Below are 22,053 nucleotides of genomic sequence, written 5' to 3' on the forward strand. Positions count from 1 at the left end.
CGGTCACGATTCCTCCTGCACCTTGTTGCCGAAGAACTTGAAGTAGAGGCCGAGGAGGATCATGAGCGCGACGGCCAGCACCAGGGCCTGGGCCGCGGCGGCTCCCACGTCGTAGCGGGCGGTGAGGAAGTCGTAGACGCGGACGGCGGCGACCTCCGTGCCCGCGCCTCCGCCGGTGAGCAGGTAGACGTCGTCGAACTTGTTGAACGTCAGGATGAAGCGGAGCACGCACAGCAGCGCGATGACCGGCATGAGCTGCGGCAGCAGGATGTGCCGGAAGCGCTGGGTGAGGGTGGCGCCGTCGACCAGCGCGGCCTCCTCCAGGCCGTCCGGGACCGCCTGGAGGCGGGCCAGGATGAACAGGAACGCGAAGGGGAAGTACCGCCAGCATTCGAAGGCGATGACGGTCAGCAGGGCGAGCGGTATGTCGAAGTGCACGCCGAGCAGATGGACTTCGTACTCGCGGGTGGAGAGGAAGGCGATCGGGTCGTCCCAGCCGAACAGCTTGCGTCCCCAGCTGTTGACGATGCCGTACTGCGGGCTGAGCGCGACCTCCCAGACGAAGGAGACGGCGACGACCGGCGCGACGTAGGGGAGCAGCATCGCGGCGCGCAGCAGGCCCCGGCCGCGGAACGGCCGGCGCAGGGCGAGCGCGGCGATGAGGCCGAGCGCGACGGAACCCACGGTGCCGCCCGCGGTGTACAGGAGGGTGGTGCCGAGGCTGGACCAGAATCCGGCGGAGCCGAAGACCTGGTCGAAGTTGCGCAGGGACCAGTTGCCGAACAGGCCCATGCCCTGGATGTCGACGAGCCTGGCCTTCTGGAAGGCCAGCAGTACCGTCCACAGGATGGGCAGGATCACTACGACGAGGACGACGACGAAGGTGGGCGTGACGAAGGCGAGGCCCGCGCGGTTGGCGCGCCGGCTCGCGGTCATCGGGCGGGGGGTCCGGGCGGCGGAGCGGTGAGCGTCCCGGTCGCCGGTCCGCGGGCGCTCGGGGGCGCCGGTTGGAGCTGTAGTCATGAGGGACCTTCGGTACGTGCGGCGGGCGGCTACTGCAGGGACTTCTTCAGGGCGGCGACGTCGTCCTGGGCTTCGCTTGCCGCGTCGGCGGGGGAGATCTGGCCGCTGGTCATGGCACTGATCGCCTTCGGGACCGGCAGTTCGCCGTTGGTGGCGCCGACGAGGGCGCCCTCGCCCTGGGTGATGCCCCAGCGGTGCATGTTGCTGACGCCTGCGACGAGCTGGTCGAGGAGGCTCTTGGGATACACCTGGTCGAAGGGCTTGCGGATGTCCACGCCGATGTCGGCGTGGCGCCAGGCGTCGATGTACTCCTGTGGCGCGGCCGGAGTGCCGTCCCGGACGGGGATCTTGCCCTCGGGGGCCATGCCGATCCACGCCTTGTAGCCGGGACCCATCATGTACTCGATGAACTCGCGGGAGGCCGCGGTCTCGGCCGTCTTGGTGGTCACCCAGGAGGTGACCTCGCCGAACTGGGCGGGCTGTGCCGCGTCGGGCCCCTTCATCGCGGTGACGATGCCGGTGTGGGCCGCCAGCCAGGCACGGTCCTTGTGGCACTGCGGGCAGCTCGGCAGGGCGTCCGACCGCAGTCCGGCCAGCTCGTCCAGGAGGAACGTCGACCAGATGATCTGCGAGGACTGCCCCGCGAAGTAGGTGGCGCGGGTCGAGTCGACGGTCTGGGTGCCGGGTGCGCCGTAGAGGCGGGCGAGGGCGTCGTACGCCTTGAACGTCTCCGCGCACTGCGGAGAGTCGAGGGCGACCTGGTGCTTGTCGTTCACGAGCTGGCAGTCGTTGGCCAGTGCCGTGCTCTCGAAGCTCTGCGAGGTGAAGGCGTCGTTGGGGTCGGTCGCGGCCGCCATGCCGTAGTTGCCCTTGCCGGTGAGTGCCTTGGCGCCGTTCACGGCGTTCGCGTAGGTGTCCGGGACGGGCAGGTGCTTCGCGTCGAACTCGTCCTTGCGGTACAGCAGCAGCTGGAGCCAGGCGTCGGAGGGCACCCCGAGTGTGGTCCTGCCGTCCGCGGTCAGGCGCAGCGCGTTGGCGTTGAACGTTCCCCTGCCCAGCTCGGAGACGATCTGCCGGGGGATGCTCGTGTTGAGCAGCCCGTTGGAGTACATCTGCCAGACCTGGCCCATCGGGGCCGCGCCTATCACGTCCGGCAACGTGCCCGAGGCGGCCGCGGACATGATGAGCTGCGGCATCTGGCCTTCGTCCACGCCGACGAGGTGGACCTTGATCCCCGTTTTCTTCTCGAACCCGTTCACGACCTTCTGCGTGACGGCCATGCGGTCGGGCAGGTTCTCCTGCGACCAGACGGTGATCTCGCGGTCCGGTTTCCCGGGCCCGGTACTGCTCGCGCAGCCCGTGAGCAGCCCGAACCCCAAAGCGGCCGAGATGCCCACCGCGGTCATCGTCGACCGCCGGCTCCTGGTGTGCATGCTGTGTCCTCGTGTCGGCTTACGTCTACTGGTCACGCATCTCAGCATCACTTTTGCTTGTTGACAAGACATAAGTTGCGGATATGGTCGACGCAACCCGATCGAACATCCTCATCCGGAGTCATCCGTGGAACGCGTCGTCCAATTCACCGGCCCCCGCCAAGTAGAGGTCGCCGAGCACGTCAGGGCCGAACTGCCCGCCGGCCACCTGAGGGTCCGCACCCGCTACTCGGGCATCTCGGCCGGCACCGAGCTCACCGCCTACCGCGGCACCAACCCGTACCTCACCCGCACCTGGGACCCCGACGCGCGCCTGTTCCGCGACGGCGCTCCCGGCATGGAGTACCCGGTCGCCGGCTGGGGCTACTCGGAGGTCGGCGAGGTCACCGAGGTCTCTCCCGAACTGGCCGCAACCCCGGGCGTACCGGTCGTCGGTGACCTGGTGTGGGGCATCTGGGGCCACCGCAGCGAGGGCATCGTCCCCGTCGAACGGATGATCGGCCACACCCTCCCCGCCGGACTGGAGCCGCTGGCCGGAGCCTTCGCCCGCGTCGGCGCCATCGCCTACAACGCCGTGCTCGCGGGAGACATCCACGTCGGCGAGGACGTCACCGTCTTCGGCCAGGGCGTCATCGGCCTGATCACCACCCGCCTGGCCCAGCTCAACGGCGCCCGCGTCACGGCGGTCGACGCCCTCGACGGCCGACTGGAGACCGCCAGGCGGTATGGCGCTTCTCACACCCTGAACGCCCGCACCGAATCCGTCGCCGAACGTGTCCGTGAGGCCACCCACGGTCTCGGCGCCGACCTCGCCATCGAGATCAGCGGCGCCTATCCCGCCCTGCACGAGGCCGTGCGCTCGGTCGCGGTCGGCGGCCGCGTCGTCGCCTCCGGCTTCTACCAGGGCGACGGCATCGGACTGCGCCTCGGCGACGAGTTCCACCACAACCGGGTGCAGCTCGTCGTCTCCCAGATCGGCGGCGTCCCCCCGCAGCTGTCCAACCGCTGGACCATCGAACGGCTCCAGCAGACCTTCCTGCGGCTGGTCGCCGAGGGCCAGGTCGACGTCGCCTCCCTGGTGAGCCACGTCATCCCTGTGGCCGACGCCGCCGACGCCTACGTACTGCTGGACGAGCGCCCCGCCGACGCGCTCCAGGTCGTCCTGGAATTCTGAAAGGCCCCCCGATGACGCTCAAGACCGCCGCGCAGGAACAACTCCTGCCCGGAGACACCCTGCAGGCCAAGTGGGAGTTCGCACAGGACGCCGGCTACGACGCGATCGAGCTGCGCGCCAGGGGGGACTTCCACTTCGCCTCCCGCCTCGGGGAGCTGAAGCAGGCACAGAAGGACGGCGTCGTCATGCCGACCGTGTGCGTCGAGATGCTGCACTTCTTCGCAGCCTTCGACGACGACCTGCGCCGCGACGCCATCGCCCAGATGAAGTCCCAGCTCACCGTGATCGGCGAACTGGGCGGGCTCGGCGCGCAGACGCCCGCGTCCTACGGCATGTTCTCGCGTCGCCTGCCTCCCTTCGAGCCTCCGCGCACCGAAAAGGAGGACCGCGAGGTGCTCCTGGCGGGGCTCACCGAACTCGGCGAGCACGCCCGCAAAGAGGGCGTCACCCTCTTCCTCGAACCGCTCAACCGCTACGAGGACCACATGGTCAACCGGCTGGAACAGGCCGCCGACCTGATCCGCGAAGTCGGCTCGAGTTCGGTCAGGATCGGCATCGACAGCTACCACATGAACATCGAGGAGAGCGACCCGGCCGCCGCCATCGTGGCCCACGCCGACGTCATCGGGCACGCCCAGGTCTCCGACTCCAACCGCTTCCAGCCCGGCGCCGGACACCTCGACTGGGCCGCCTGGCTCGGCGCCCTGCACACCATCGGCTACGACGGCTACCTCGCCGCCGAATGCCGCCTCACCGGCGACCCCACCGCCGCCGTCCGCTCGGTACCCGCGTTCCTCAAGAGGTCCGGCGCGTGAAGACCCTTCTGGACCGGCCGGCGCCCACCGCTGCCGAAGACCTGACACTCCGGCGCGGTGCGGCGCGGGTCCTGCTGGACAACTGGACCGGCACCTCCACCGTCCCCTCCCGCACCCTCTATCCCCACCAGTGGAGCTGGGACTCCGCCTTCATCTCCATCGGGCTGCGCCACCTCTCCGTGCGCCGGGCCCAGCAGGAACTGGAGTCGCTCTTCGCGGCGCAATGGACGGACGGCCGCATCCCGCACATCGTCTTCAACCCCGCACTGCCGCACGACGCCTACTTCCCCAGCCCCGGCTTCTGGCGGTCCTCCACGGCCGGCCGGGCCGCCGGGGCACCGGCCGCCGCCGAGACCTCCGGCATCGTGCAGCCCCCCGTGCACGCCCTGGCCGCGCTGCTCGTCCACCGCACCGACCCCGACGAGTCCCGCCGCCGCGGCTTCCTCGCCCGCGTCCACCCGCACCTGACCGCGTGGCACGACTACCTCCTCGTCCACCGCGACCTGGGCGGCGCGGGCCTGGCCGCCGTCGTCCACCCCTGGGAAGCCGGTACCGACAACAGCCCCTCCTGGGACACCGCACTGGCCCGTGTCGAACCCATCGCCCCGGACACCTTCCGGCGCGCGGACCTGAACCACGGGCAACCCACCGACCGTCCCACCGACCTCGACTACGGCCGCTACGTCCGACTTGCCACCGACTACCGCACGGCCGGCTACGACGACCGCGCCACGCGGTTCGCCTTCGCCGTCGAGGACCCCGGCTTCAACGCCCTCCTCATCGCCAGCGAGTACGCACTAGCCGAACTGACCGCGGAACTCGGCGGCGACAGCGGCCACCACCTGCACCGCGCCGCCACCCTCACCGAACAACTGGTCACGCGGCTCTGGGACGAGAACGCCGGCCTGTTCAAGGTCCGCGACCTCAACGGCGGCGGACTCGTCGACGAGCGAACGATCAGCGGCCTGGTCCCGCTGATCGTGCCGCACCTGCCGGAGAACGCCGTACGACGCCTGGAGGCGGCACTGCGCGGACCGCACTTCGCCGCCCCCGGCACCTGCCTCGTCCCCAGCTACGACCTGACCGGCCACGCCTTCGACCCCCAGCGGTACTGGCGCGGACCTGCCTGGTTCAACACCGCCTGGCTCGTCCAGCACGGCCTGCGCACCCATGGCCTGCACTCCACCGCGGCCAGACTGCGCGAGGGCATCCTCACCGAGGCGCGGCGCTCGGGATTCGCCGAATACATCGATCCCGTCACCGGCGACGGGCGTGGCGCGCGGAACTTCTCCTGGACCGCGGCTCTCGCCCTGGACCTGCTCAGCTCCACCGATGCCGGAGACAGGGACGGGGCCGCGAAGGAAGCCGCCGCGCTCCTCCGTATCCGCACGGTCGCGAAGGAGTCACGCACATGACCACCGCAGGCACCCTGATCCAGCTCGTCGGCGACGCAACATTCGCCCACCTCGGCGCGGAGAGCAGCATCAGCGGAACCCGCGGCGCCACCCCCGACGGGATGTTCGCCCGCGACGCCCGGCACCTCAGCCGCTGGCAGCTCGCCGTCGACGGCGACACACCGGTCGCCCTCGGTCCCGCCGTGCAGGAGACCGACGCAACGGTGACCTGCGTCCTCACCCCGCACGGCACCCGGGACGAGCCCCCCGCCTACACCGTCTTCCGCCGCCAGAGCATCAGCGCCGGCACCTTCACCGAACACCTCCGGCTGGTCAACAACCGTCCGGGCCCGGTCACCGCCCACGTGACCCTGACCGTCGACTGCGACTTCGCCGATCTCTTCGAACTCCGCTCCGACGGCCGCCACTACGACAAGGGCGACGCCCGCCGCACCACCCACAACACTCCCGCGGGCGTCCGCTTCACCTACCGGCGTGCCGACTGGCAGTCCACCACCGAGCTCACCTGCCGGCCCGCACCCGACACCACGGAAAATCCCCCCGGCACGCAGGACGACCCGACCGGGCGCGTCCTCGGCTGGAGCCTGCACATGGTCGGCCACGGCGAGACCGAACTCCACCTCACCGCGCACGCCCGCCCCAACGGCCGGCCCCTCACGCAAACCGCACGCCCCGCACCCGAAACCGTGGACAGCCGGGTCGGCGACGACCTCGACCGGGCCTGCGCCCAGGGCCTCGCCGACATCGACCTGCTCACCGTCGCAGCCCCCGGCGTCGACGGCGACGACGTCCACGTCCCCGCGGCCGGCATCCCCTGGTTCCTCACCCTGTTCGGCCGGGACTCCCTGCTCACCTCCTACTTCCTGCTGCCTTACAGGCCAGAGACGGCCGCTGCCACCCTCAGCGCGCTCGCCGCGGTCCAGGGACAGCGCCACGACGCATTCAGCGGGGAACAGCCGGGCCGCATCGTCCACGAGACACGCCACGGCGAACTGGCCCACTTCCGCCAGGTCCCCTACGGCCGCTACTACGGCTCCGTGGACGCCACCCCCCTCTTCCTCGTCCTGCTCCACGCCCACCACCAGGCGACCGGCGACCCGTCGTCCGCCCTCCGGCTCGAACAGCATGCCCGGCGCGCGGTCGACTGGATGCTCACCGACGGCGGCATCGGCGAACACGGCTACCTCGTGTACCGGCCCGACCCCGGCGGCCTGGTCAACCAGAACTGGAAGGACTCAGCCGGTGCCATCTGCTTCGCGGACGGCACCCAGGCCGAAGGCCCCATAGCCGTCTGCGAGGCCCAGGGATACGCCTACGACGCCCTCGTGCGCACCGCCGAACTCGCCGAACTCGTCTGGCAGGACCGGGCGTACGCCCAGCAACTGCGCAAGCACGCCGACGCGTTGCGCTCGCGCTTCCTGACCGACTTCTGGATGGAGGAAGCCGGCTTCCCGGCGCTCGCCCTGGACGGCACCGGCCGCCAGGCCGACGCTCTCGCCTCCGATGCCGGACACCTGCTCTGGTCCGGCATCCTGGACACAGAGCACGCGCACCGGGTGGGCAAACGCCTGCTGAGGCCGGACTTCTTCTCCGGCTGGGCCGTCCGCACCCTGGCCGCGGGCCAGAAGCCGTACCACCCGCTCTCGTACCACCGCGGCAGTGCCTGGCCGCACGACAACGCGCTCATCGTCCTCGGCCTCGCCCGCCACGGCCTGACAGAGCAGGCGGAAACCGTCACCGAGGGTCTGATCGCGGCGGCGGCCCACCACGGCGACCGGCTGCCCGAGGTCATGGCCGGCTACGCCCGGACGGACACCGGGCGCCCCGTCCCGTACCCGCACTCCTGCTCACCGCAGGCATGGGCGGCGGCGACACCACTGGCCCTGCGTTCGGCCCGAGAGGGCCGGATCCACTGACGAACCGGTGACGGCCACGCGGCAGGTGACGGCCGCGATGGCGGCCCTGGCAGCCGCTTGGTTCCTCCACCCGTTCGGACGTCGGGGGCTGTTACGCACTTCCGCGGACCGGACCGCCGGTCCACGGTGATGCGGCCCGGCGGGGTCGGAACGGCGAGTCGGTCGTAGCGCGGGCTCGGTGTCTGACAAGTCATCAATTCATCCGGATCACCCAACCTGGTGTGACCGGGCTTGCGGCCGGGTTCGCCAAGCGTTCGGAGTTTTGCCCGCCCGGTCGTCAGGGCGCGGAGCGGGCGTTCTTCCTGGCTCGGTAGGCGGCGACGTTGTTCCTGTTGCCGCAGACTTCGTACGAGTGCCAGCGCTGCGTGCGGCTTCGGGTGGTGTCGTAGAAGGCGTGGGCGCATGACTCGTTGGCACACGTGCGGATGCGTGGCCAGCTGCCGTCCGTGATGAGTTCGGCCACCGCGAGGGCGATGCCGCCGATCACGGGATCGCCGCCGCGCTGTCGCAGGCGGACCTCCCCGGGTGACGTGAAGACCTGCTTCAGCGTGACCGAGGACGACAATCGGGTGAGCCGCGCCCAGGCGGCCGCCGTGTCCTCGGGGTCTGGTGCTGTGACGATGTCCAGGAGGGCTGTGCGCAGGTCGCGGACCCGGGCGATGAGCTCTGGTGTCGGCTGCCGCCCGTCGCACTGGCCGAACGGGCGCAGGATCTCGCTCGCCGTCCGGTGGCTGTCGAGCGTCTCCGGGAGTGCCGGGGTGATGCCGTGGGCTCGCGAGTTGAGCAGATCGATAACGGCGGTGGCATCGGCGGGGATCGACTGTGTGGCGCTCTGCCCTTCGCTGGTCACTTCGCCACGCTAACACATGGTCTTTTCATGGAAGGGCCTTACAGGGCGACGGTGATCCGTGCTACAAAGTAAGTGTCTAAATTCAAAGACCATTACTCCCGTCGTCGTCCCCGCGGGTTGTGCCGAGCGGCGACGCGCGAAGGGCACTCGGTTCGTGATGTCCTGGCAGAGGAGAAGGACATGAGTGAGATCAAGACACGGTTCCGGACGATCGACGGGCTGTCCGTCCGGTACGCCGAGAGCGACGGATCCCATGACCACGAGGCCCTGCTGCTGAGCCCCTGGCCGGAAAGCCTGTACGCCTACGACGCGACCTGGTCACGACTGGCCCGGCACGCCCGTCTCATCGCCGTGGACCTGCCGGGGTTCGGACATTCCCAGCTCCGCGAGGATCTGCTCTCTCCCAAGGCGATGGGTGACTTCATCGTGCGGATCGCCGACGAGTTCGGGCTGGCAGCGCCGCACGTCGTCGGCCCCGACATCGGCACCAGCGCGGTCCTGTTCGCCGCCGCCCGGCACCCGGAACGGTTCCGCAGCGTGGTCGTGGGCACCGGTGGCGCGGCCGTCCCGCTGCAGCTGGGCAGCCCCCTGCATGACTGGGTGCACGCCGAGGACCTCACTCCGTACCGTTCCATCGACCCGAAGGTCATCGTGAACGTCGCGGTCGGCAAGATCGAGGGCTACGAGCTGCCGGAAACGGTGCTCGAGGACTACCTCGCCTCCTACACCGGCCTGCGCTTCGTCGAGCAGATGCGCTACGTGCGCGCGTACCCCACCGAGCTGCCCCAGCTGGGCGAGCTGCTGCCCACCATCGAGACGCCGGTCCAGATCATCAACGGCCTCAAGGACCCGGTGGTACCGGTGGCCAACGCCGAGTACCTGCACGAACGCCTGCCCGGCAGCAGGCTCGACATCATCGACGGCGGCCACTTCATCTGGGAGGAAGCCGCGGACGAGTACGCCGGCATCGTCACCGACTGGTGGCAGCGGCACTGAGCACCGGCCGGAAATGTGCCGGGGCGGCGGCCGGTACGCGGCCGGTCGCGGGACGGTGTGGCGGTTGGCACCGTCGCCGGCCACGTGGTGCGCATGGGCCGCAGCGGCGGTCACGGCGCACGGCTCCACCGCCCCTTCGGGGCTGGGGGCCGGGCGAACAGGGCGAGCCCCGGCCCCGGCGCCATGATCCATGCCTGCCGGCGTCGGCCGCCGGCGAAGATGAAGAAGGACGGAAATCCAGTCATGGCAATAGAGGGATCGTCCACCGCCTGGCGTGGACGAGCACTGGTACCGGTACTCGTCTACCTGAGTTCGGTGGTGGCGGTGATCAGCAGCCTCGGTGCGCCGCTGATCCCGACCATCGCCACCGCCGACCATGTGTCGCTCTCCCAGGCCCAGTGGTCCCTCACGATCACTCTGCTGGTCGGAACCGTTGCCACCCCCGCGATGGGACGGCTCGGTGACGGTCCGCTGCGGCACGCGACGATTCTCGGTGCGCTGTGGGTCGTACTGATCGGCAATGTGGTGGCCGCCCTGCCGGTCGGTTTCGTCTGGCTGCTCGTAGGCAGGGCCATGCAGGGGGCGGGGCTCGGTCTGATCCCGCTGGCCATCGCGACCGCCCGTGACAGCCTGCCGGCGGCCCGTTCACGCCCGGCGATAGCGCTGCTCTCCGTCACCGTCGTCAGCGGCGTCGGCCTGGGATATCCGCTGACCGGTCTGATCGCCGAGCACCTCGGTTTCCGAGCCAGTTTCTGGTTCGGTGCGGCAGTCAGCGGCATGGCCCTGGCGGCGGCTGTCATCATCCTGCCGGGCACCCGGCACTTGACTCGCCACCGGTTGGATCTGGTGGGTGCGGGTCTGTTCGGCGGACTCCTCGCCGGCCTCCTGCTGGTCCTGAGCGAGGGAGAATCGTGGGGCTGGACATCGCCGGGACTGCTCGTCCTGGCTGCCGCCTCGCTGGTGTGCCTGGCGGTCTGGATCGTGTTCGAGCTGCGGACCAGCGGGCCGCTGGTGGATCTGCGCCAGCTGCGAAACCGAGTCGTTCTGACCGCGGCCGTGGTCGGACTCATCGCGGGTCTGGGCATGTACCTGCTGGTGTCGCTGGTCACGCGCCTGGCCCAGACGCCCGAGGGCCCCGGCCACGGATTCGGGGCGTCGATCGTCGTCACCGGGTTGATCCTGCTCCCCTTCTCGGTCGCCAGCCTGTTGGCGAGCAAGGTCGTACCGCTGGTGGCACACCACGCGTCCTGGCGCCTGGCGCTTCCCCTGTCCTGCGTTCTCATCCTGGCGGCCCTGCTCATGTTCGGACTTGCCCGCGCCCGCCTGTGGGAGCTGTTCGTCGTGATGGGCATAGCCGGCCTGGGTGTGGGCAGCGTCTTCGCCCTCGTACCCACGCTGGTCGTCAGCGCGGTACCGGCCCGCGAGATCGGGAGCGCCATCGGCTTCAACCAGGTGCTCCGTTACGTCGGGTTCACCACAGGAAGCGCACTGAGCGCCGTCGTGCTCGAGTCCCACACCACGGCGGGATCCGCACTCCCGGCCCCGGGTGGCTACGGCGTCGCCGCAGCCCTGGGGGTCGTGATCTGCGCGGCCGCAGTGTTGATCGCGGTCGTCCTTCCGCGACAGCACCGTGACGGATCGTCCCTGCCCACGGAGGACGGAGAGACGTCGGCCGTGGCGGGAACCGAGAAGTGGCCGGGCGCCACGACTCGCCACCTGAACCTGAACAAGTGATGGCGGGCTGGACGGCTGTACGTGCCAGGGGTGCACCGTGCGGCTTGCCGGGCGGTCGGCGGATGTCGGGGGAGCGGGGGAGGCGCCGAGTGGCTCGGCGGAACGCCCCCGACCGGGGGCGGAGTGTCCAGTGGGTGATTCCTGTCGGCAAGCAGGTCACTACACCGAACGTGCCGTCGACGATCACGGGTTCGGCCTGTACCGCAGTCGGGTCGGGGACCGGCAGGTCTGCCGCCAGGTGGCGAGGGACCTACGATCCCGCAGGTGCGGACGCCTGCAGTACGGCTACGGCGGCGGGGGGCCAGGGCCGGACAGCGCCGGTGAGGACCAGAGCGCGGGTGAGCGGGGGCCGCAGCGGGACGAAGACGGCTTCCGGCGTCAGCATGGGCCGCACCAGCGCCGGAACGACCGACATCCCCCCACACCCGTTCGCACCATGGCTACCAGAGTGGACAGCTCACTGACCCGGTGCGTCGGACGGAAGGACACGTCGGCCCGTTGGTACGCCTCGCGGATGAAGCGCCCGCAGCCGCCGTCGACGAACAAGAGCGTGTCGTCCTCCAGCTCGTCCACCGCAACGCTCGGTTCCGCGGCCAGCGGGTGGTCGACGCCCGGTCCGCATGAACGCGGACGGCCTGGGCGTCGGCCACCGCAAGCCCCTCAGGGACTCACCGCAGACTGAACAGCATGTCACCGCGCTGCATGTCGCCGTCTCCAGGCACATTGCCGAGCAGTGCAGGCATGGCGTCCGGGGCTACGACGGGACGAACGTCATCTCTTGCCGGATGATCCGCGGCTGTGTCGCGGACCGCGAAGAAAATCCGGGTAGGACGACTACCTCGCGGAGGCCTGGGTCCTCCGGTCGGCCCCGGCCCGATCAAGCGGGCGCCCCGCCTCTGCTGATGGTGCTCAGCGTGAGCGCGCGGCGGTTCCACGTGACGACCGCTGCCAGGACGAGCAGCACCGCTGTCGGTGCCGGACTTTGGTCGATGACGAACAAGCAGGTCAGGAATCCGCCGGCCATGACTCCGGTGAGTGCCAGGCCGCCCAGGGCGCTCAGTCGGGGAACGAGTACCAGTATGGCCCCGGCCACCTCCAGGGAGCCGGTGACGTAACGAAGCCATTGCCCGACACCGACCTCCTGGAAGAGGTCGACCATGGCCTTGGCGCCGGCCAACTTCGAACCCCCCGCCATGACGAATACGACGGCCAGGATGACCTGAAGGACCCACAGGACGATGTTTCGGGTTCGGGCCTTTCCCTCAACTTTACGGGCTTCCTGTACAGAATTAGACATATCTTCTTCCTTGACAGATGAAACGGGTGGCGCACGCCGCTCGGTGAAGCGGGGCGTTCGTGGCGTGAGGGCGGGACGGCGCACCGCGGGGCGGCCCGCAACCGGACCGCCCGCATCGCGCTCCCCCCTCGGGCTGTTGACCGGTACCGACACGAAGGTCTTGATGGAGCATCGGACGCGGCAACCGCAGCTGAGGTCCTTCAGAGCCGCACGCAGTGGCAGACGGCCCCTGGTGAAGCGGCCTGCCGGGGCGGCTTCGCCGAGGAGTCAGACGTCCTCCGCCGCGCGCTCGATCCGGTCGAGCAGCCGGTGGTGTCGGGCACCATGGGCGAAGTCGGGCACCTCGGAGCCGCCCTGTGTCAGATCACGCTGGATCTGCGCGTACGCGGCGCCGACGTTGTACGCGGGAGTGCCGCGCAGTTCCTGGAGCGCGGGGTCGAAGTACCGTTCGGGCACGGTGAGTCGGATCGGCCTGGCGTCGGATCCGTGGGCCCCGTCGATGCTGAACTCACCCAACTGAAGGTGTCCCATGTCGCCGGTGACAACCAGGTCTCCGTCCGTTCCGTTGATCTCCCAGTGGAAGTTGGTTCCGCGGGACGTGCCGCCGCGGTAGTGGACGCAGGCCACGGCGCCGGAGGAAAGCACGCCGGCGAGCACCACCTGGTCGGCGACGTTGGGCCGGTAGACCTGTCCGGACTGCGGGTCCCTGACTTCCCGGTGGCGCGTGGCGGTGACAGCGGTGACCTTCTCGACATCCCCGAGCACCATGGTCAGGCCGGCCATGGCGTGCCCGAACGGGATGGTCAGCATCGTTGCACCGTTGGCGCGATCCAGCAGGTAGGTGCCGTTTTCAGGGAAGACCGCTCCCCAGCCACCGCCCGAGGCAACCAGGCTTGTTGAGAGCACCTCGCCGACGTAGCCGTCGGCGACCAGGTCGCGCAGGTAGCGCACGACCGGAGCCGACAGTGCCTGCAGTCCGGTGAAGGTGCGCAGCCCACGATCGGCAGCGGTGGCGGCCAGCTCCTCGGCCTCGGCCAGTCCGTTGCCCAACGGCCATTCGGAGAACACCATCTTCCCCGCAGCCAGGGCGGATTGAATGATCTCCCGGTGATCCGGCACCTTCACGGTGACCACCACCAGGTCGACGTCGTCGGCCTCCGCCAGTTCGCGGGCCGTCCCGAAGGACCGTGCGACCGCGTACTTCTCCGAGGCCTGCCGCGCAGACGCGGCGCTGCTCGCAGAGAGTGCGCGCAGTTCAAAGCCACCCAGCTGTCGCAGCGCGGGCAGGTGGGCCTGGGAGGCCCAGCCGCGCCTGGCGGAAAGACCGACGATGCCCACGCCGATGGGGGCCGGTTCGAGGGATGGCATGGTGAGACTCCTCTGTCATTCGAGTCACTGTTTGGCGAACGGCACGACGGCGGCCGTTCTCACATGAGGGCGGCGTTGAGGGCCGGAGCGGGCAGGGAGAGCGTCAGGCGGTGATGTGGGCGGAGACGCCGGCGAACAGGGCGTCCTCGGGGAGTGAGGTGTCGGCCGGCGAGCGGGCGAGTTCGTACTCTTCGGTCGGCCAGATCTCACGCCGGACGTCGAGCAGCACCCGGAACACGGGCCGTCCGGGTCCATTTGGGTGGCGTGGGCGATCAGTGCCCGGTCGCGTACCTCGAACCAGTCGGCGCACCGCACCCGGGTGGTCGGTGATCACGTGGGGTCGGAACTCCCGGATGAACCGGACCAGCGGTTCGGCCGCCTTCTCCACCGGCTCCAGCGCGAAGCAGCCCTCGGGAAGCGGATCGTCTTCCGGTATTCCGGAGTCGATGAAACCCAGCCAGGCGGGCTTGACGGACACCGGTCGTGGCCGGTGGTTGGCCCCCGGGCCGTCATCACACCCGCAGCGGGGCCCTGGGACGCAGGCCCCGCTGCGGGTTCAGCCGTGGAGTCGGCCGGACATACCTTGGGCGCGGCGTTCGCGTTCTTGCACGGTTACGGCAAGGGGAGTCCCCGGGCTCGCGTTCCGGCGGTTGGAGGTGTCAGGCTCGGACCGTCTTGAGGGCGCGGGCCCAGGATTCCAGCTGCTCGAACAGAGTGGTCGCGGCGGCGTCGTGGTGCTCGGCCGGCTTGAAGACGGAGAAGTTCTCGAAGTCGGTGACCAGTGAGAAGGACAGCTGCTGGCGTACGTGGGCGACCTGCAGTTCGCTGGCCACGCCCCGCAGGTGCTCGATGGCCCGAGCTCCGCCGAGGGAGCCGTAGGAGACGAAGGCGGCGGCCTTGTTGTTCCACTCGTCGTAGAGGTAGTCGATCGCGTTCTTGAGTACGCCGGAGGTCGAGTGGTTGTACTCGGGGGTCACGAAGATGTACCCGTCGAACTCCGCGATCCTGGCCGCCCACGCCTTGGTGTGCTCGCCCTGGTACTGCCCCATGGCCGGCGGGAAGGCCTCGTCCAGGTGAGGCAGCGGGTAGTCGGCAAGGTCGATCAGTTCGTAGTCGACGCCGGCGCGGGCACCGGAGCGGTCCACCACCCAGTCCGCGACGGCCTTGCCGTTGCGGCCGGGACGGGTGCTGCCGAGGACGACGGCGATCTTCAGGTCACTCATGGAGTCTTCTTCCTTGACGGGCCGCCGAGACAAGGCCGGCCCCTTCATATGAACTTTCATGTCCGACCCTAAGTCGGCTACTCATGAAATTTCAAGTCCGGCCTCTGATGTGTGAGCGTTCATGCCGGATAGACTCCTGGCATGTCTGAACAGCCTCCGTCGACGAGCGATCAGCCCCGCTGGCTTACTACGGCTGAACGTGAGACGTGGCAGCAGTTCGCGATGGTGCTGCACAGACTGCCCGCCGCGCTGGGGGCGCAGCTCCAGCGGGACGCTCAGCTCAGTTACGTCGAGTACTACGTCCTTGCCGGGCTCTCCGACCAGCCGGGACACCGCATGCGCATGAGTGACCTGGCCGTCCTCGCCAACTCCGAGCAGTCACGCCTCTCGCACATGATCAGCAGGCTGGAACGCCGGGGCTTCGTCCGCCGCGAACCCGACCCCGCCAACGGCCGGTACACCCAGGCGATCCTTACCGACGCAGGTCACGCCCACCTCACCGAGGCTGCCCCAGGGCACGTGGCCCAGGTGCGTGACCTCGTCTTCGACGTGCTCGACCCCGCCGAGCTGGGCACCCTGCGCACCGCCGCCGAGAAGATCGGTGAAATGATCGACCGTCAGGAGCAGAGGGCCGCCTGCAAGGGCACCGCCTCTCAACCCTGACACCAGGGGCCGCGCGGTGATGGCCGTGGTGGTGGACACGGACCAGGAATGCCGAGGAACACTCGCTCCTGCCCCGGGCGAGCTCGTCGCCGGAGGCCGGTTGAGAACTCGCTGGGAGAGAAACTCCAGCCGACCTGGCGCCGTCCGCTCCAGTTGATGCCGATCAGGAGACCATCCCGGGCGGCTGCCGTCCGCGGAGAGACGGGTCGGGTTTCCGTCGTCATCCCGGGCAAGTCCAGGTTGCTTTGCGTTGGTGAACACTTTGGACGAGTGCCGCCGCTCGCGAACCGCTCTGGCTCGTGACCACGGAGTCTACCGTCCTCCAGTGCTCATCATGTGAGAATTTCTCGGGAGTCTCGATTCGGCGGTCGGCGGCGGCCGCAGGTGGGGCTGGTGGTGGTTTCATGACGAAACCAGCAAAAATACATTGCGCATGCAATGTGCGCCGTGAAGAGGGTGTGCAGTTCCGCGGTCCGGCCATGTGGTTTAATGATGAAACCAATGGCCGGAAGGAGGGACCAGGTGCACAAGGCTCATCGTCCGTGACGCCCTGCCCGCCACGATCCGGTTCAGTGAGTTCCACCGCAGCCTCGGCTGCGCCAGGAACATCCTCCGCGCCCGCCTCGCAGAGCTCGTCGAACGCGATGTCCTCGCGCACCGTTGCTCCGGCATCGGAGGGCAGCGCCTGCGCCGAGCACTGACTGACCGAAAAGGGGCTGGCGCCCCGGGGCTGTCGCGCTTCACCAGCGCGACGGCCTGTCCGCGCCCCGCCTCGAACTGCCGCGCACAGCCTCGACTGAAGCAGACCTGCCTGCCCGGCAGCAGGTTGCCAGGACATCCGCAAGACCACCCGATCACCGCCGGTCGACGCCGGCAGGAGGGATTCACATGCCCAATCTGACCGACGGGCTCGCCCTGCCCGCCTTCACCACCCGTAACCGCGTGTTCATGGCACCCCTGACCCGCATGCGCGCCGCCCAGCCCGGCGACGTGCCCACCGACCTCATGCGCGACTACTACACGCAGCGCGCCGGGGCGGGTCTGATCGTCACCGAAGGCACCCAGATCAGTCCCGAGGGCAAGGGCTACCACGCCACCCCGGGCATCCACTCCGAGGAGCAGGTCGCCGGGTGGCGCCGCGTCACCGACGCCGTCCACGAGGAGGGAGGCAGGATCGCCCTCCAGCTGTGGCACGTCGGCCGCATCACTCACCCGGCCGTCCACGGCGGCGAACCGGGCGTCTCCGCCAGCGCCCTGCCGTTCAGGGGCACCACCAGGATCCAGGGCCCCGACGGCAACCTCATCTCCGTCGACGCGCCCGCCCCCCGCGCCCTGGCAGCCGGCGAACTGCCCCGCGTCATCGACGACTACCGCCGTGCGACCCTCAACGCCCGCGCCGCCGGCTTCGACATGGTCGAGATCCACGGTGCCAACGGCTACCTGCTCCAGCAGTTCATGTCCACCAGCAGCAACCACCGCGAGGACGAGTACGGCGGCAGCCTCCACAACCGCGCCCGTTTTCCCCTCGAGGTAGTCGACGCCGTCGTGGATGCCTGGGATCCGGCCCACGTCGGCATGCGCATTTCACCCATGATCAAGGCTGGCGGCCTCGACGACCGTGACGGCCTGGAGATGGGGCTGCACATCGCCGGTGAACTCAACAGGCGTGAACTGGGTTACCTGCACCTGTGCGAGCCTGACTGGGTCGGCGGCCCAGGGCTCGACGACGACTTCCGGATCAAGCTCCGCGAGGCTTATGCCGGCGTCATCATCGCCGCCGGCAACTACACCCCCGACAAGAGCGCCCGCGTCCTGCGCGCGGGCTGGGCCGACGCGATCGCATTCGGCCGCCTCTTCATCGCCAACCCCGACCTGCCGCGCCGCCTCGCGGAGGGCTCCCCGTTCAACGAATTGCGGCCCGAGGTCATCTCCGGCGGCGACGCGACCGGCTACACCGACTACCCCACCCTGAGCGCCTGAGCGCCTGAGCGCCTGAGCGCCTGAGCGCCTGAGCGCCTGAGCGCCTGAGCGCCTGAGCGCCTGAGGGCCTGAGGGCCTGAGGGCCTGACCGGCGATCGCACGGGCCCGTGACCCGAGTGGCTTCTCCTTGTCGCGGCATCGCGGGCCGGGCCGTGGAGTCGGCTTGAACGCCGACGAGTGATTCCCGCCTGCACCTTGGTGAGTCACCGCCCAGCGCGCGTTGTGGAGGTTCAGTTGGAGGCGATGCCCAGCTCGGTGTCCGGCCGGCACAGCGGGCACGCGGGTAGGTGAGGGGCTTGCCGGCTCCGGTGGCGCGGAAGAACAGCCGGCAGCCTGCCGAATGGGCAGGTCATCGAGATCCGGCCGGATGCAGTACCTGCCGGCGGAAGCCCGCTGGAATGCGGGCGCGGTCCGTGATGATGTGCGGGACTACGTGGCGGAGAGCCCCGGCCCGGGTGGTGTGCTGATCATCGACGACACCGGGTTCGTCAAGAAGGGCAGTGCGTCTGCGGGGGGGCGAGAGCCGGCAGTACACCGGCACCTCGGGAGAGATCGACAACTCCCGAACCGGGGTGTTCGCAGCCTGTGCCACCCAACGCGGACGGGCCCTGGTGGACTGGGAGTTGTACCTGCCCAAGACCTGAACAGCCGGCCGTGAGCGGTGCGGGGCGGCGAAGATCCCGGATGAACGGGCCTTCGCGACCAAGGGCGAGCTGGCGTAAGGAGCCGTTTGCGGCCCTGTCGCCCAGCGTCCTGGTGATCAGTGCCGTCGGACGGCCGCCTTCAGTGCCGCGAGTGTGGCGGTGGTCAGTGTCTCCAGGTAGTCGTCGTCACTGTGCTCGTCCAGGATCACCATGCGGAAGGCGAGCGGTGCGATGAGGAGATCGGTGGCGAGGTCCACGTCCAACGTGGCGGGTAGTTCGCCCTGGTCGATCGCGCTCTGCAGGATCGCGAGTGCCGCGCGCCGCCGTGGCGCGGCCACTTCCGCGTGCAGCATCTGCGCAAGGGTATTGTCCCGGCGGGACTCCGCGAGCAGTTCGGCTCCGATCAGGGCGAGCAGGGGGTTGGCCAGCTGGCTGCGGTAGGCGGCGAGGAGTTCACGCAGATCGGTGTGCAGGTCACCGGTGGCCGGTATGCGGGGAAGTGAGTCGGCGACTCTGCCGCGGACCAGATCCATGATCATCGCCGCCTTGGAAGGCCAGCGTCGGTAGAGCGCGGCCTTGCCCACCCCGGCGCGCCGGGCCACCGCGTCCATCGACAACCGTGCGTAACCGGTCTCCGCGAGTTCGGCGAAGGCCGCCTCCGTGATCGCCTCGGTCACCCGCTCCCGCAGGACCGCCCCACCGGTCGCCGTCCGGCCCTTCTTCTGCTGCCCCGTCATACCCCTGAGTTTATCGAACGGAACGGTTCCGTTCCACGAGTTACAATGGAACGGAACGGGATCGTTCCGTTCCATGAATCGAAGGGAGCCGGTGATGAAGTTTCTCTATGACGACGAGTCCTTCTCCTTCGAGGCCCTGCGGGCTGCGGGCTATGCCGCCTACGGCGGAGCCGACCTGGGGGAGGTCCTGGTCACTTGCAGGGAGATCCCGGAGGGCGATGAGGAAGCCTGGTCGGCCAGGTGGGCCGCCACCGCGTCGCGCGTCGAGCGTATCGGCCGGGACGCGCTGGCCGCAGGCCACAAGGTCAGCGCTCGCGAGGCGTTGCTGCGCGCATCCAACTACTACCGCACCGCCGACTTCTACCGCCGCGAGAACCCTGCCGCCGACACCGAGTCGGCGCGGCTGGCCAAGGCCTCGCAGCAGGCGTTCGCCGACGCGTCCGCCCTGCTGGACACCCCGGCCCGCGCCGTGCGCATCCCGTACGAGGACACCACGCTGCCGGGCTACCTCTTCCTCGTCGACGAATCGGGAACCTCGCGTCCGACAGTGGTCTACCACGGCGGGTACGACTCCACCCTGGAGGAGAACTACCTGGCCCTGGCCGCGGGCGCACTGCGCCGCGGCTACAACGTCCTCACCTTCGACGGTCCCGGACAGGGCAGCAACGTGCGCGAGCAGGGCCTGCACTTCCGGCCCGACTGGGAAGCAGTGGTCACCCCGGCCGTCGACTTCGCACTCACCGTGCCCGAACTGGACTCCGACAGGCTCGTCCTGATCGGTACGAGCCTCGGAGGGTACCTGGCCGCCAGAGCGGCCGCCTTCGAACACCGCATCGCCGCGTGCGTGCTGCACGACGGTGTCTACGACTTCCACGATGTCGTCGCGGGGCTGGCCGACCGCGCCGCTACTACGCCCGGCGGCATCGAGGAGATGGTGGCGCGGGACACCCAGGTACGGTGGGTGGTGCGCAACGGTCAGTGGACCCTGGGCCTCTCGGGTCTCGAGGAGATGGTCAAGGCCACCGAGGCCTACACCATGGCCGGCGTCGCCGACCGGATCACCTGCCCGACCCTCGTCCTCGACGCCGAGAACGACCAGTTCTTCAAAGGCCAGCCACAGCGCCTGGTCGACGAGATGACCTGCCAGAGGGAACTGATCCTCTTCCACGAGGACGAAGGTGCGGGCGAACACTGCCACGAAGGCGCCATTTCCCTCTTCCACCAGCGCACCTTCGACTGGCTCGACACCCTGCTCGCGCGCTGACGGCGCACGGCGGCCAGAGGTTCGGTGGCCGCCGTGCAGACCTGGCGGAGTTCCTTGGGCGAACTGCGATCAGTGCCTGGTCGAGGCCTACTTGAGGCTTTTCTGGCCATATGGACGACGCAGACCTGGACGTCCGCGTGTGGCCAGATGTTCTGGACCGATTCCGGCAGCCCCTTCAGCCCATCGCAGCAGGCGACCAGGACGTCCTCGACGCCGCGGTTCCTCAGGTCTGCGAGCCATGCCCTCCAGGTCTGCCCCTGCGGGTCTTCAGTCACGTGGGCGTGGTCGGTTCGGTGCTGCCGTCTCGATGTGCCGGGTGAGCTGCCGGCGCGTCGTTGGCGGCGGGCGTGTCGCCGGGTTCTGCCGGCTCCGTGCGGAAGAGGGGGAGAGCGCTGGTCAGGGAGAGCAGCATCTCCACGGCCGGGCTGGTGGGAAGCAGGACGAAGCCTTTTCCTCTCTCGCGGGCCTGGTGGCGCAAGCGCAGCAGGGCGTTGAGGCCGGAGCAGTCACAGAAGTCGACGCCCGCGAGATCCAGCTCCAGGCCGCCGAGGGAGTCCTCCAAGGCTTCACACCGGTGACCGTCACGACGACCTTGTCCCCTGCCGCGTCCGCCCGCAGGGCCACGGGCGGCAGCGGGTGCGGGTGCGCAAACGGTCTGCCACACCCGTGGCAGACCTTCCAGTCAGAGGAAATGGACATGTAGTGGGACATGCTCAGCTCTCGCGCATACCGTCTTACTACCTTCAGATTCACCTCACCTGCCTTTCACGTCAACCACTACACGAATGGAAAGTCGCCTCTTCGGAGACGTGAAACAGACTCGTAGTGTGGAGGGCATGGACGGAGCGCAAGAGCCGCACGCAGGCTGGACCTTCCTGACCGATCACGCCCGGGTGCTGGCCGTCATCGCCGCCGACAACACCACCCGCGTCCGCGACATCGCCGTCCGCTGCCGGCTCACCGAGCGAGCCGTGCAGAAGATCATCACGGACAGCGAGCAGTGCAGAAGGTCATCACGGACCTGGAAGAGGGCGGCAACCTCACCCATGTCAGGAAGGCCGCTCCAACGTCTACCGCATCGCCTCGGCACGTTCCTGCGTCACCCCGCGGATGCCCCGGCAACCGTCGCGGATCTGCTGACACTCGTTGACCGTCACGACTCTGCACGTCTGGCCGAAACCGCAGCCGACAAGCGTGAAGGCTGATCTGCAACCAGCATGCCGTCCGGGATCGAGCCGGCAGGCGACGGTGCACCGGCGCCACGCGCGCCACGGCCGGAGGACGTCCGATGGACGGCGACGATCACGCTGTCCGAAGCGTTCTGGTTCGTCTACGTCAGGGTGCACGTCATATGGGTGGGAGTGACTGACGGTCGGGGGCGCCCCCGCCGAGCGGGCCCTCACGCTGTGTGCGGCCCGCGGTGGGCGAGGGCAGCCGACGGTGACAGCCGGCCGCCGGCGCCCCTAGGGAACGGGCCACCGGTTCGCTGCCGCCCCGGACCGCCGGCAGCCGTGGCGCACG

General features: G+C 69.3%; 21 protein-coding genes and 3 pseudogenes. 12 read left to right on the plus strand and 12 right to left on the minus strand.

Annotation, left to right across the window (positions count from 1 at the left end; all coding sequences use genetic code 11):
* Positions 1-3: 3 nt before the first annotated feature.
* Both ACFY3I_RS40770 and ACFY3I_RS40775 read right to left on the minus strand, forming a co-directional pair.
* Positions 4-1,023, minus strand: coding sequence for a carbohydrate ABC transporter permease (locus ACFY3I_RS40770; protein ID WP_390865999.1), 1,020 nt, complete (start codon positions 1,021-1,023; stop codon positions 4-6).
* A gap of 29 nt (positions 1,024-1,052) precedes the next feature.
* Positions 1,053-2,456 carry an ABC transporter substrate-binding protein gene (locus ACFY3I_RS40775; RefSeq protein ID WP_390866000.1) on the minus strand — a complete coding sequence of 468 codons (1,404 nt, stop codon included), beginning with the start codon at positions 2,454-2,456 and terminating at the stop codon, positions 1,053-1,055.
* A 127-nt stretch (positions 2,457-2,583) separates the two neighbouring features.
* On the opposite strand from ACFY3I_RS40775, the gene ACFY3I_RS40780 reads away from it, so the two are divergent.
* Genes ACFY3I_RS40780 through ACFY3I_RS40795 form a run of 4 tightly spaced genes read left to right on the plus strand, consistent with a single transcriptional unit; the run spans position 2,584 to position 7,776 of the window.
* The gene (locus tag ACFY3I_RS40780) at positions 2,584-3,630 is read left to right on the plus strand and encodes a zinc-binding alcohol dehydrogenase (protein WP_390866001.1); all 1,047 of its coding nucleotides are present in this window, start codon (positions 2,584-2,586) and stop codon (positions 3,628-3,630) included.
* Positions 3,631-3,641: 11 nt separating this feature from the next.
* Positions 3,642-4,445 (plus strand): sugar phosphate isomerase/epimerase family protein, encoded by an 804-nt coding sequence (locus tag ACFY3I_RS40785; protein WP_390866002.1) that lies wholly within the window; start codon positions 3,642-3,644, stop codon positions 4,443-4,445.
* Positions 4,442-5,860 (plus strand): trehalase family glycosidase, encoded by a 1,419-nt coding sequence (locus tag ACFY3I_RS40790; protein WP_390866003.1) that lies wholly within the window; start codon positions 4,442-4,444, stop codon positions 5,858-5,860. The genes ACFY3I_RS40785 and ACFY3I_RS40790 overlap by 4 nt, the downstream gene beginning before the upstream one ends.
* Positions 5,857-7,776 (plus strand): glycogen debranching N-terminal domain-containing protein, encoded by a 1,920-nt coding sequence (locus ACFY3I_RS40795; RefSeq protein WP_390866004.1) that lies wholly within the window; start codon positions 5,857-5,859, stop codon positions 7,774-7,776. The genes ACFY3I_RS40790 and ACFY3I_RS40795 overlap by 4 nt, the downstream gene beginning before the upstream one ends.
* A gap of 277 nt (positions 7,777-8,053) precedes the next feature.
* On the opposite strand, the gene ACFY3I_RS40800 is transcribed toward ACFY3I_RS40795, so the two are convergent.
* Complete coding sequence (locus ACFY3I_RS40800; RefSeq protein WP_390866005.1) at positions 8,054-8,626, minus strand: CGNR zinc finger domain-containing protein; 573 nt, start codon at positions 8,624-8,626, stop codon at positions 8,054-8,056.
* A 180-nt stretch (positions 8,627-8,806) separates the two neighbouring features.
* On the opposite strand from ACFY3I_RS40800, the gene ACFY3I_RS40805 reads away from it, so the two are divergent.
* Complete coding sequence (locus ACFY3I_RS40805; RefSeq protein WP_390866006.1) at positions 8,807-9,622, plus strand: alpha/beta fold hydrolase; 816 nt, start codon at positions 8,807-8,809, stop codon at positions 9,620-9,622.
* 243 nt (positions 9,623-9,865) lie between these two features.
* On the plus strand, positions 9,866-11,356 hold the full coding sequence (locus ACFY3I_RS40810) for an MFS transporter (RefSeq protein WP_390866007.1): 1,491 nt from the start codon (positions 9,866-9,868) through the stop codon (positions 11,354-11,356).
* 250 nt (positions 11,357-11,606) lie between these two features.
* On the opposite strand, the gene ACFY3I_RS40815 is transcribed toward ACFY3I_RS40810, so the two are convergent.
* From ACFY3I_RS40815 to ACFY3I_RS40840, 6 genes and pseudogenes are all read right to left on the minus strand, one after another.
* Positions 11,607-11,771 carry a hypothetical protein gene (locus tag ACFY3I_RS40815; RefSeq protein ID WP_390866008.1) on the minus strand — a complete coding sequence of 55 codons (165 nt, stop codon included), beginning with the start codon at positions 11,769-11,771 and terminating at the stop codon, positions 11,607-11,609.
* The gene (locus ACFY3I_RS40820; RefSeq protein ID WP_390866023.1) at positions 11,735-11,953 is read right to left on the minus strand and encodes a hypothetical protein; all 219 of its coding nucleotides are present in this window, start codon (positions 11,951-11,953) and stop codon (positions 11,735-11,737) included. The genes ACFY3I_RS40815 and ACFY3I_RS40820 overlap by 37 nt, the downstream gene beginning before the upstream one ends.
* 280 nt (positions 11,954-12,233) lie before the next feature.
* Positions 12,234-12,806: a DoxX family protein gene (locus ACFY3I_RS40825; protein WP_390866009.1), complete on the minus strand. Its 573-nt coding sequence runs from the start codon at positions 12,804-12,806 to the stop codon at positions 12,234-12,236.
* A gap of 114 nt (positions 12,807-12,920) precedes the next feature.
* Complete coding sequence (locus ACFY3I_RS40830; RefSeq protein WP_390866010.1) at positions 12,921-14,021, minus strand: Gfo/Idh/MocA family protein; 1,101 nt, start codon at positions 14,019-14,021, stop codon at positions 12,921-12,923.
* 103 nt (positions 14,022-14,124) lie between these two features.
* A pseudogene (locus ACFY3I_RS40835) lies at positions 14,125-14,499 on the minus strand (hypothetical protein); the annotation flags it as partial.
* A gap of 181 nt (positions 14,500-14,680) precedes the next feature.
* Positions 14,681-15,244, minus strand: coding sequence for an NADPH-dependent FMN reductase (locus tag ACFY3I_RS40840; RefSeq protein WP_390866011.1), 564 nt, complete (start codon positions 15,242-15,244; stop codon positions 14,681-14,683).
* A 141-nt stretch (positions 15,245-15,385) separates the two neighbouring features.
* Here ACFY3I_RS40840 and ACFY3I_RS40845 point away from each other — a divergent pair, with 141 nt between their 5' ends.
* The 4 genes and pseudogenes from ACFY3I_RS40845 (at position 15,386) to ACFY3I_RS40860 (ending at position 18,531) form a co-directional block, all read left to right on the plus strand.
* A complete protein-coding gene (locus ACFY3I_RS40845) occupies positions 15,386-15,907 on the plus strand; it encodes a MarR family winged helix-turn-helix transcriptional regulator (RefSeq protein WP_390866012.1) in 522 nt (173 codons plus the stop codon).
* Positions 15,908-16,795: 888 nt separating this feature from the next.
* Complete coding sequence (locus tag ACFY3I_RS40850; RefSeq protein WP_390866013.1) at positions 16,796-17,887, plus strand: alkene reductase; 1,092 nt, start codon at positions 16,796-16,798, stop codon at positions 17,885-17,887.
* A 367-nt stretch (positions 17,888-18,254) separates the two neighbouring features.
* Positions 18,255-18,341, plus strand: a pseudogene (locus ACFY3I_RS40855) (hypothetical protein); the annotation flags it as partial.
* Positions 18,342-18,387: 46 nt separating this feature from the next.
* On the plus strand, positions 18,388-18,531 hold the full coding sequence (locus ACFY3I_RS40860) for a hypothetical protein (RefSeq protein WP_390866026.1): 144 nt from the start codon (positions 18,388-18,390) through the stop codon (positions 18,529-18,531).
* Positions 18,532-18,647: 116 nt separating this feature from the next.
* Here the strand turns inward: ACFY3I_RS40860 and ACFY3I_RS40865 are convergent, their stop codons facing one another.
* Positions 18,648-19,268 (minus strand): TetR/AcrR family transcriptional regulator, encoded by a 621-nt coding sequence (locus ACFY3I_RS40865; protein ID WP_390866014.1) that lies wholly within the window; start codon positions 19,266-19,268, stop codon positions 18,648-18,650.
* A 94-nt stretch (positions 19,269-19,362) separates the two neighbouring features.
* Here ACFY3I_RS40865 and ACFY3I_RS40870 point away from each other — a divergent pair, with 94 nt between their 5' ends.
* Positions 19,363-20,532, plus strand: a complete 1,170-nt coding sequence (locus ACFY3I_RS40870) for an alpha/beta hydrolase family protein (protein ID WP_390866015.1) — start codon at positions 19,363-19,365, stop codon at positions 20,530-20,532.
* Positions 20,533-20,615: 83 nt separating this feature from the next.
* On the opposite strand, the pseudogene ACFY3I_RS40875 reads toward ACFY3I_RS40870, so the two are convergent.
* Positions 20,616-20,807: pseudogene (locus ACFY3I_RS40875) on the minus strand (transposase); the annotation flags it as partial.
* Complete coding sequence (locus ACFY3I_RS40880; protein WP_390866016.1) at positions 20,804-21,094, minus strand: STAS domain-containing protein; 291 nt, start codon at positions 21,092-21,094, stop codon at positions 20,804-20,806. The pseudogene ACFY3I_RS40875 and the gene ACFY3I_RS40880, both read right to left, overlap by 4 nt.
* A gap of 274 nt (positions 21,095-21,368) precedes the next feature.
* Here ACFY3I_RS40880 and ACFY3I_RS40885 point away from each other — a divergent pair, with 274 nt between their 5' ends.
* Positions 21,369-21,737 carry an ArsR family transcriptional regulator gene (locus ACFY3I_RS40885; RefSeq protein ID WP_390866024.1) on the plus strand — a complete coding sequence of 123 codons (369 nt, stop codon included), beginning with the start codon at positions 21,369-21,371 and terminating at the stop codon, positions 21,735-21,737.
* Positions 21,738-22,053 lie beyond the last annotated feature (316 nt).

Source organism: Streptomyces sp. NPDC001068 (assembly GCF_042897315.1).
Lineage (GTDB): Bacteria > Actinomycetota > Actinomycetes > Streptomycetales > Streptomycetaceae > Streptomyces.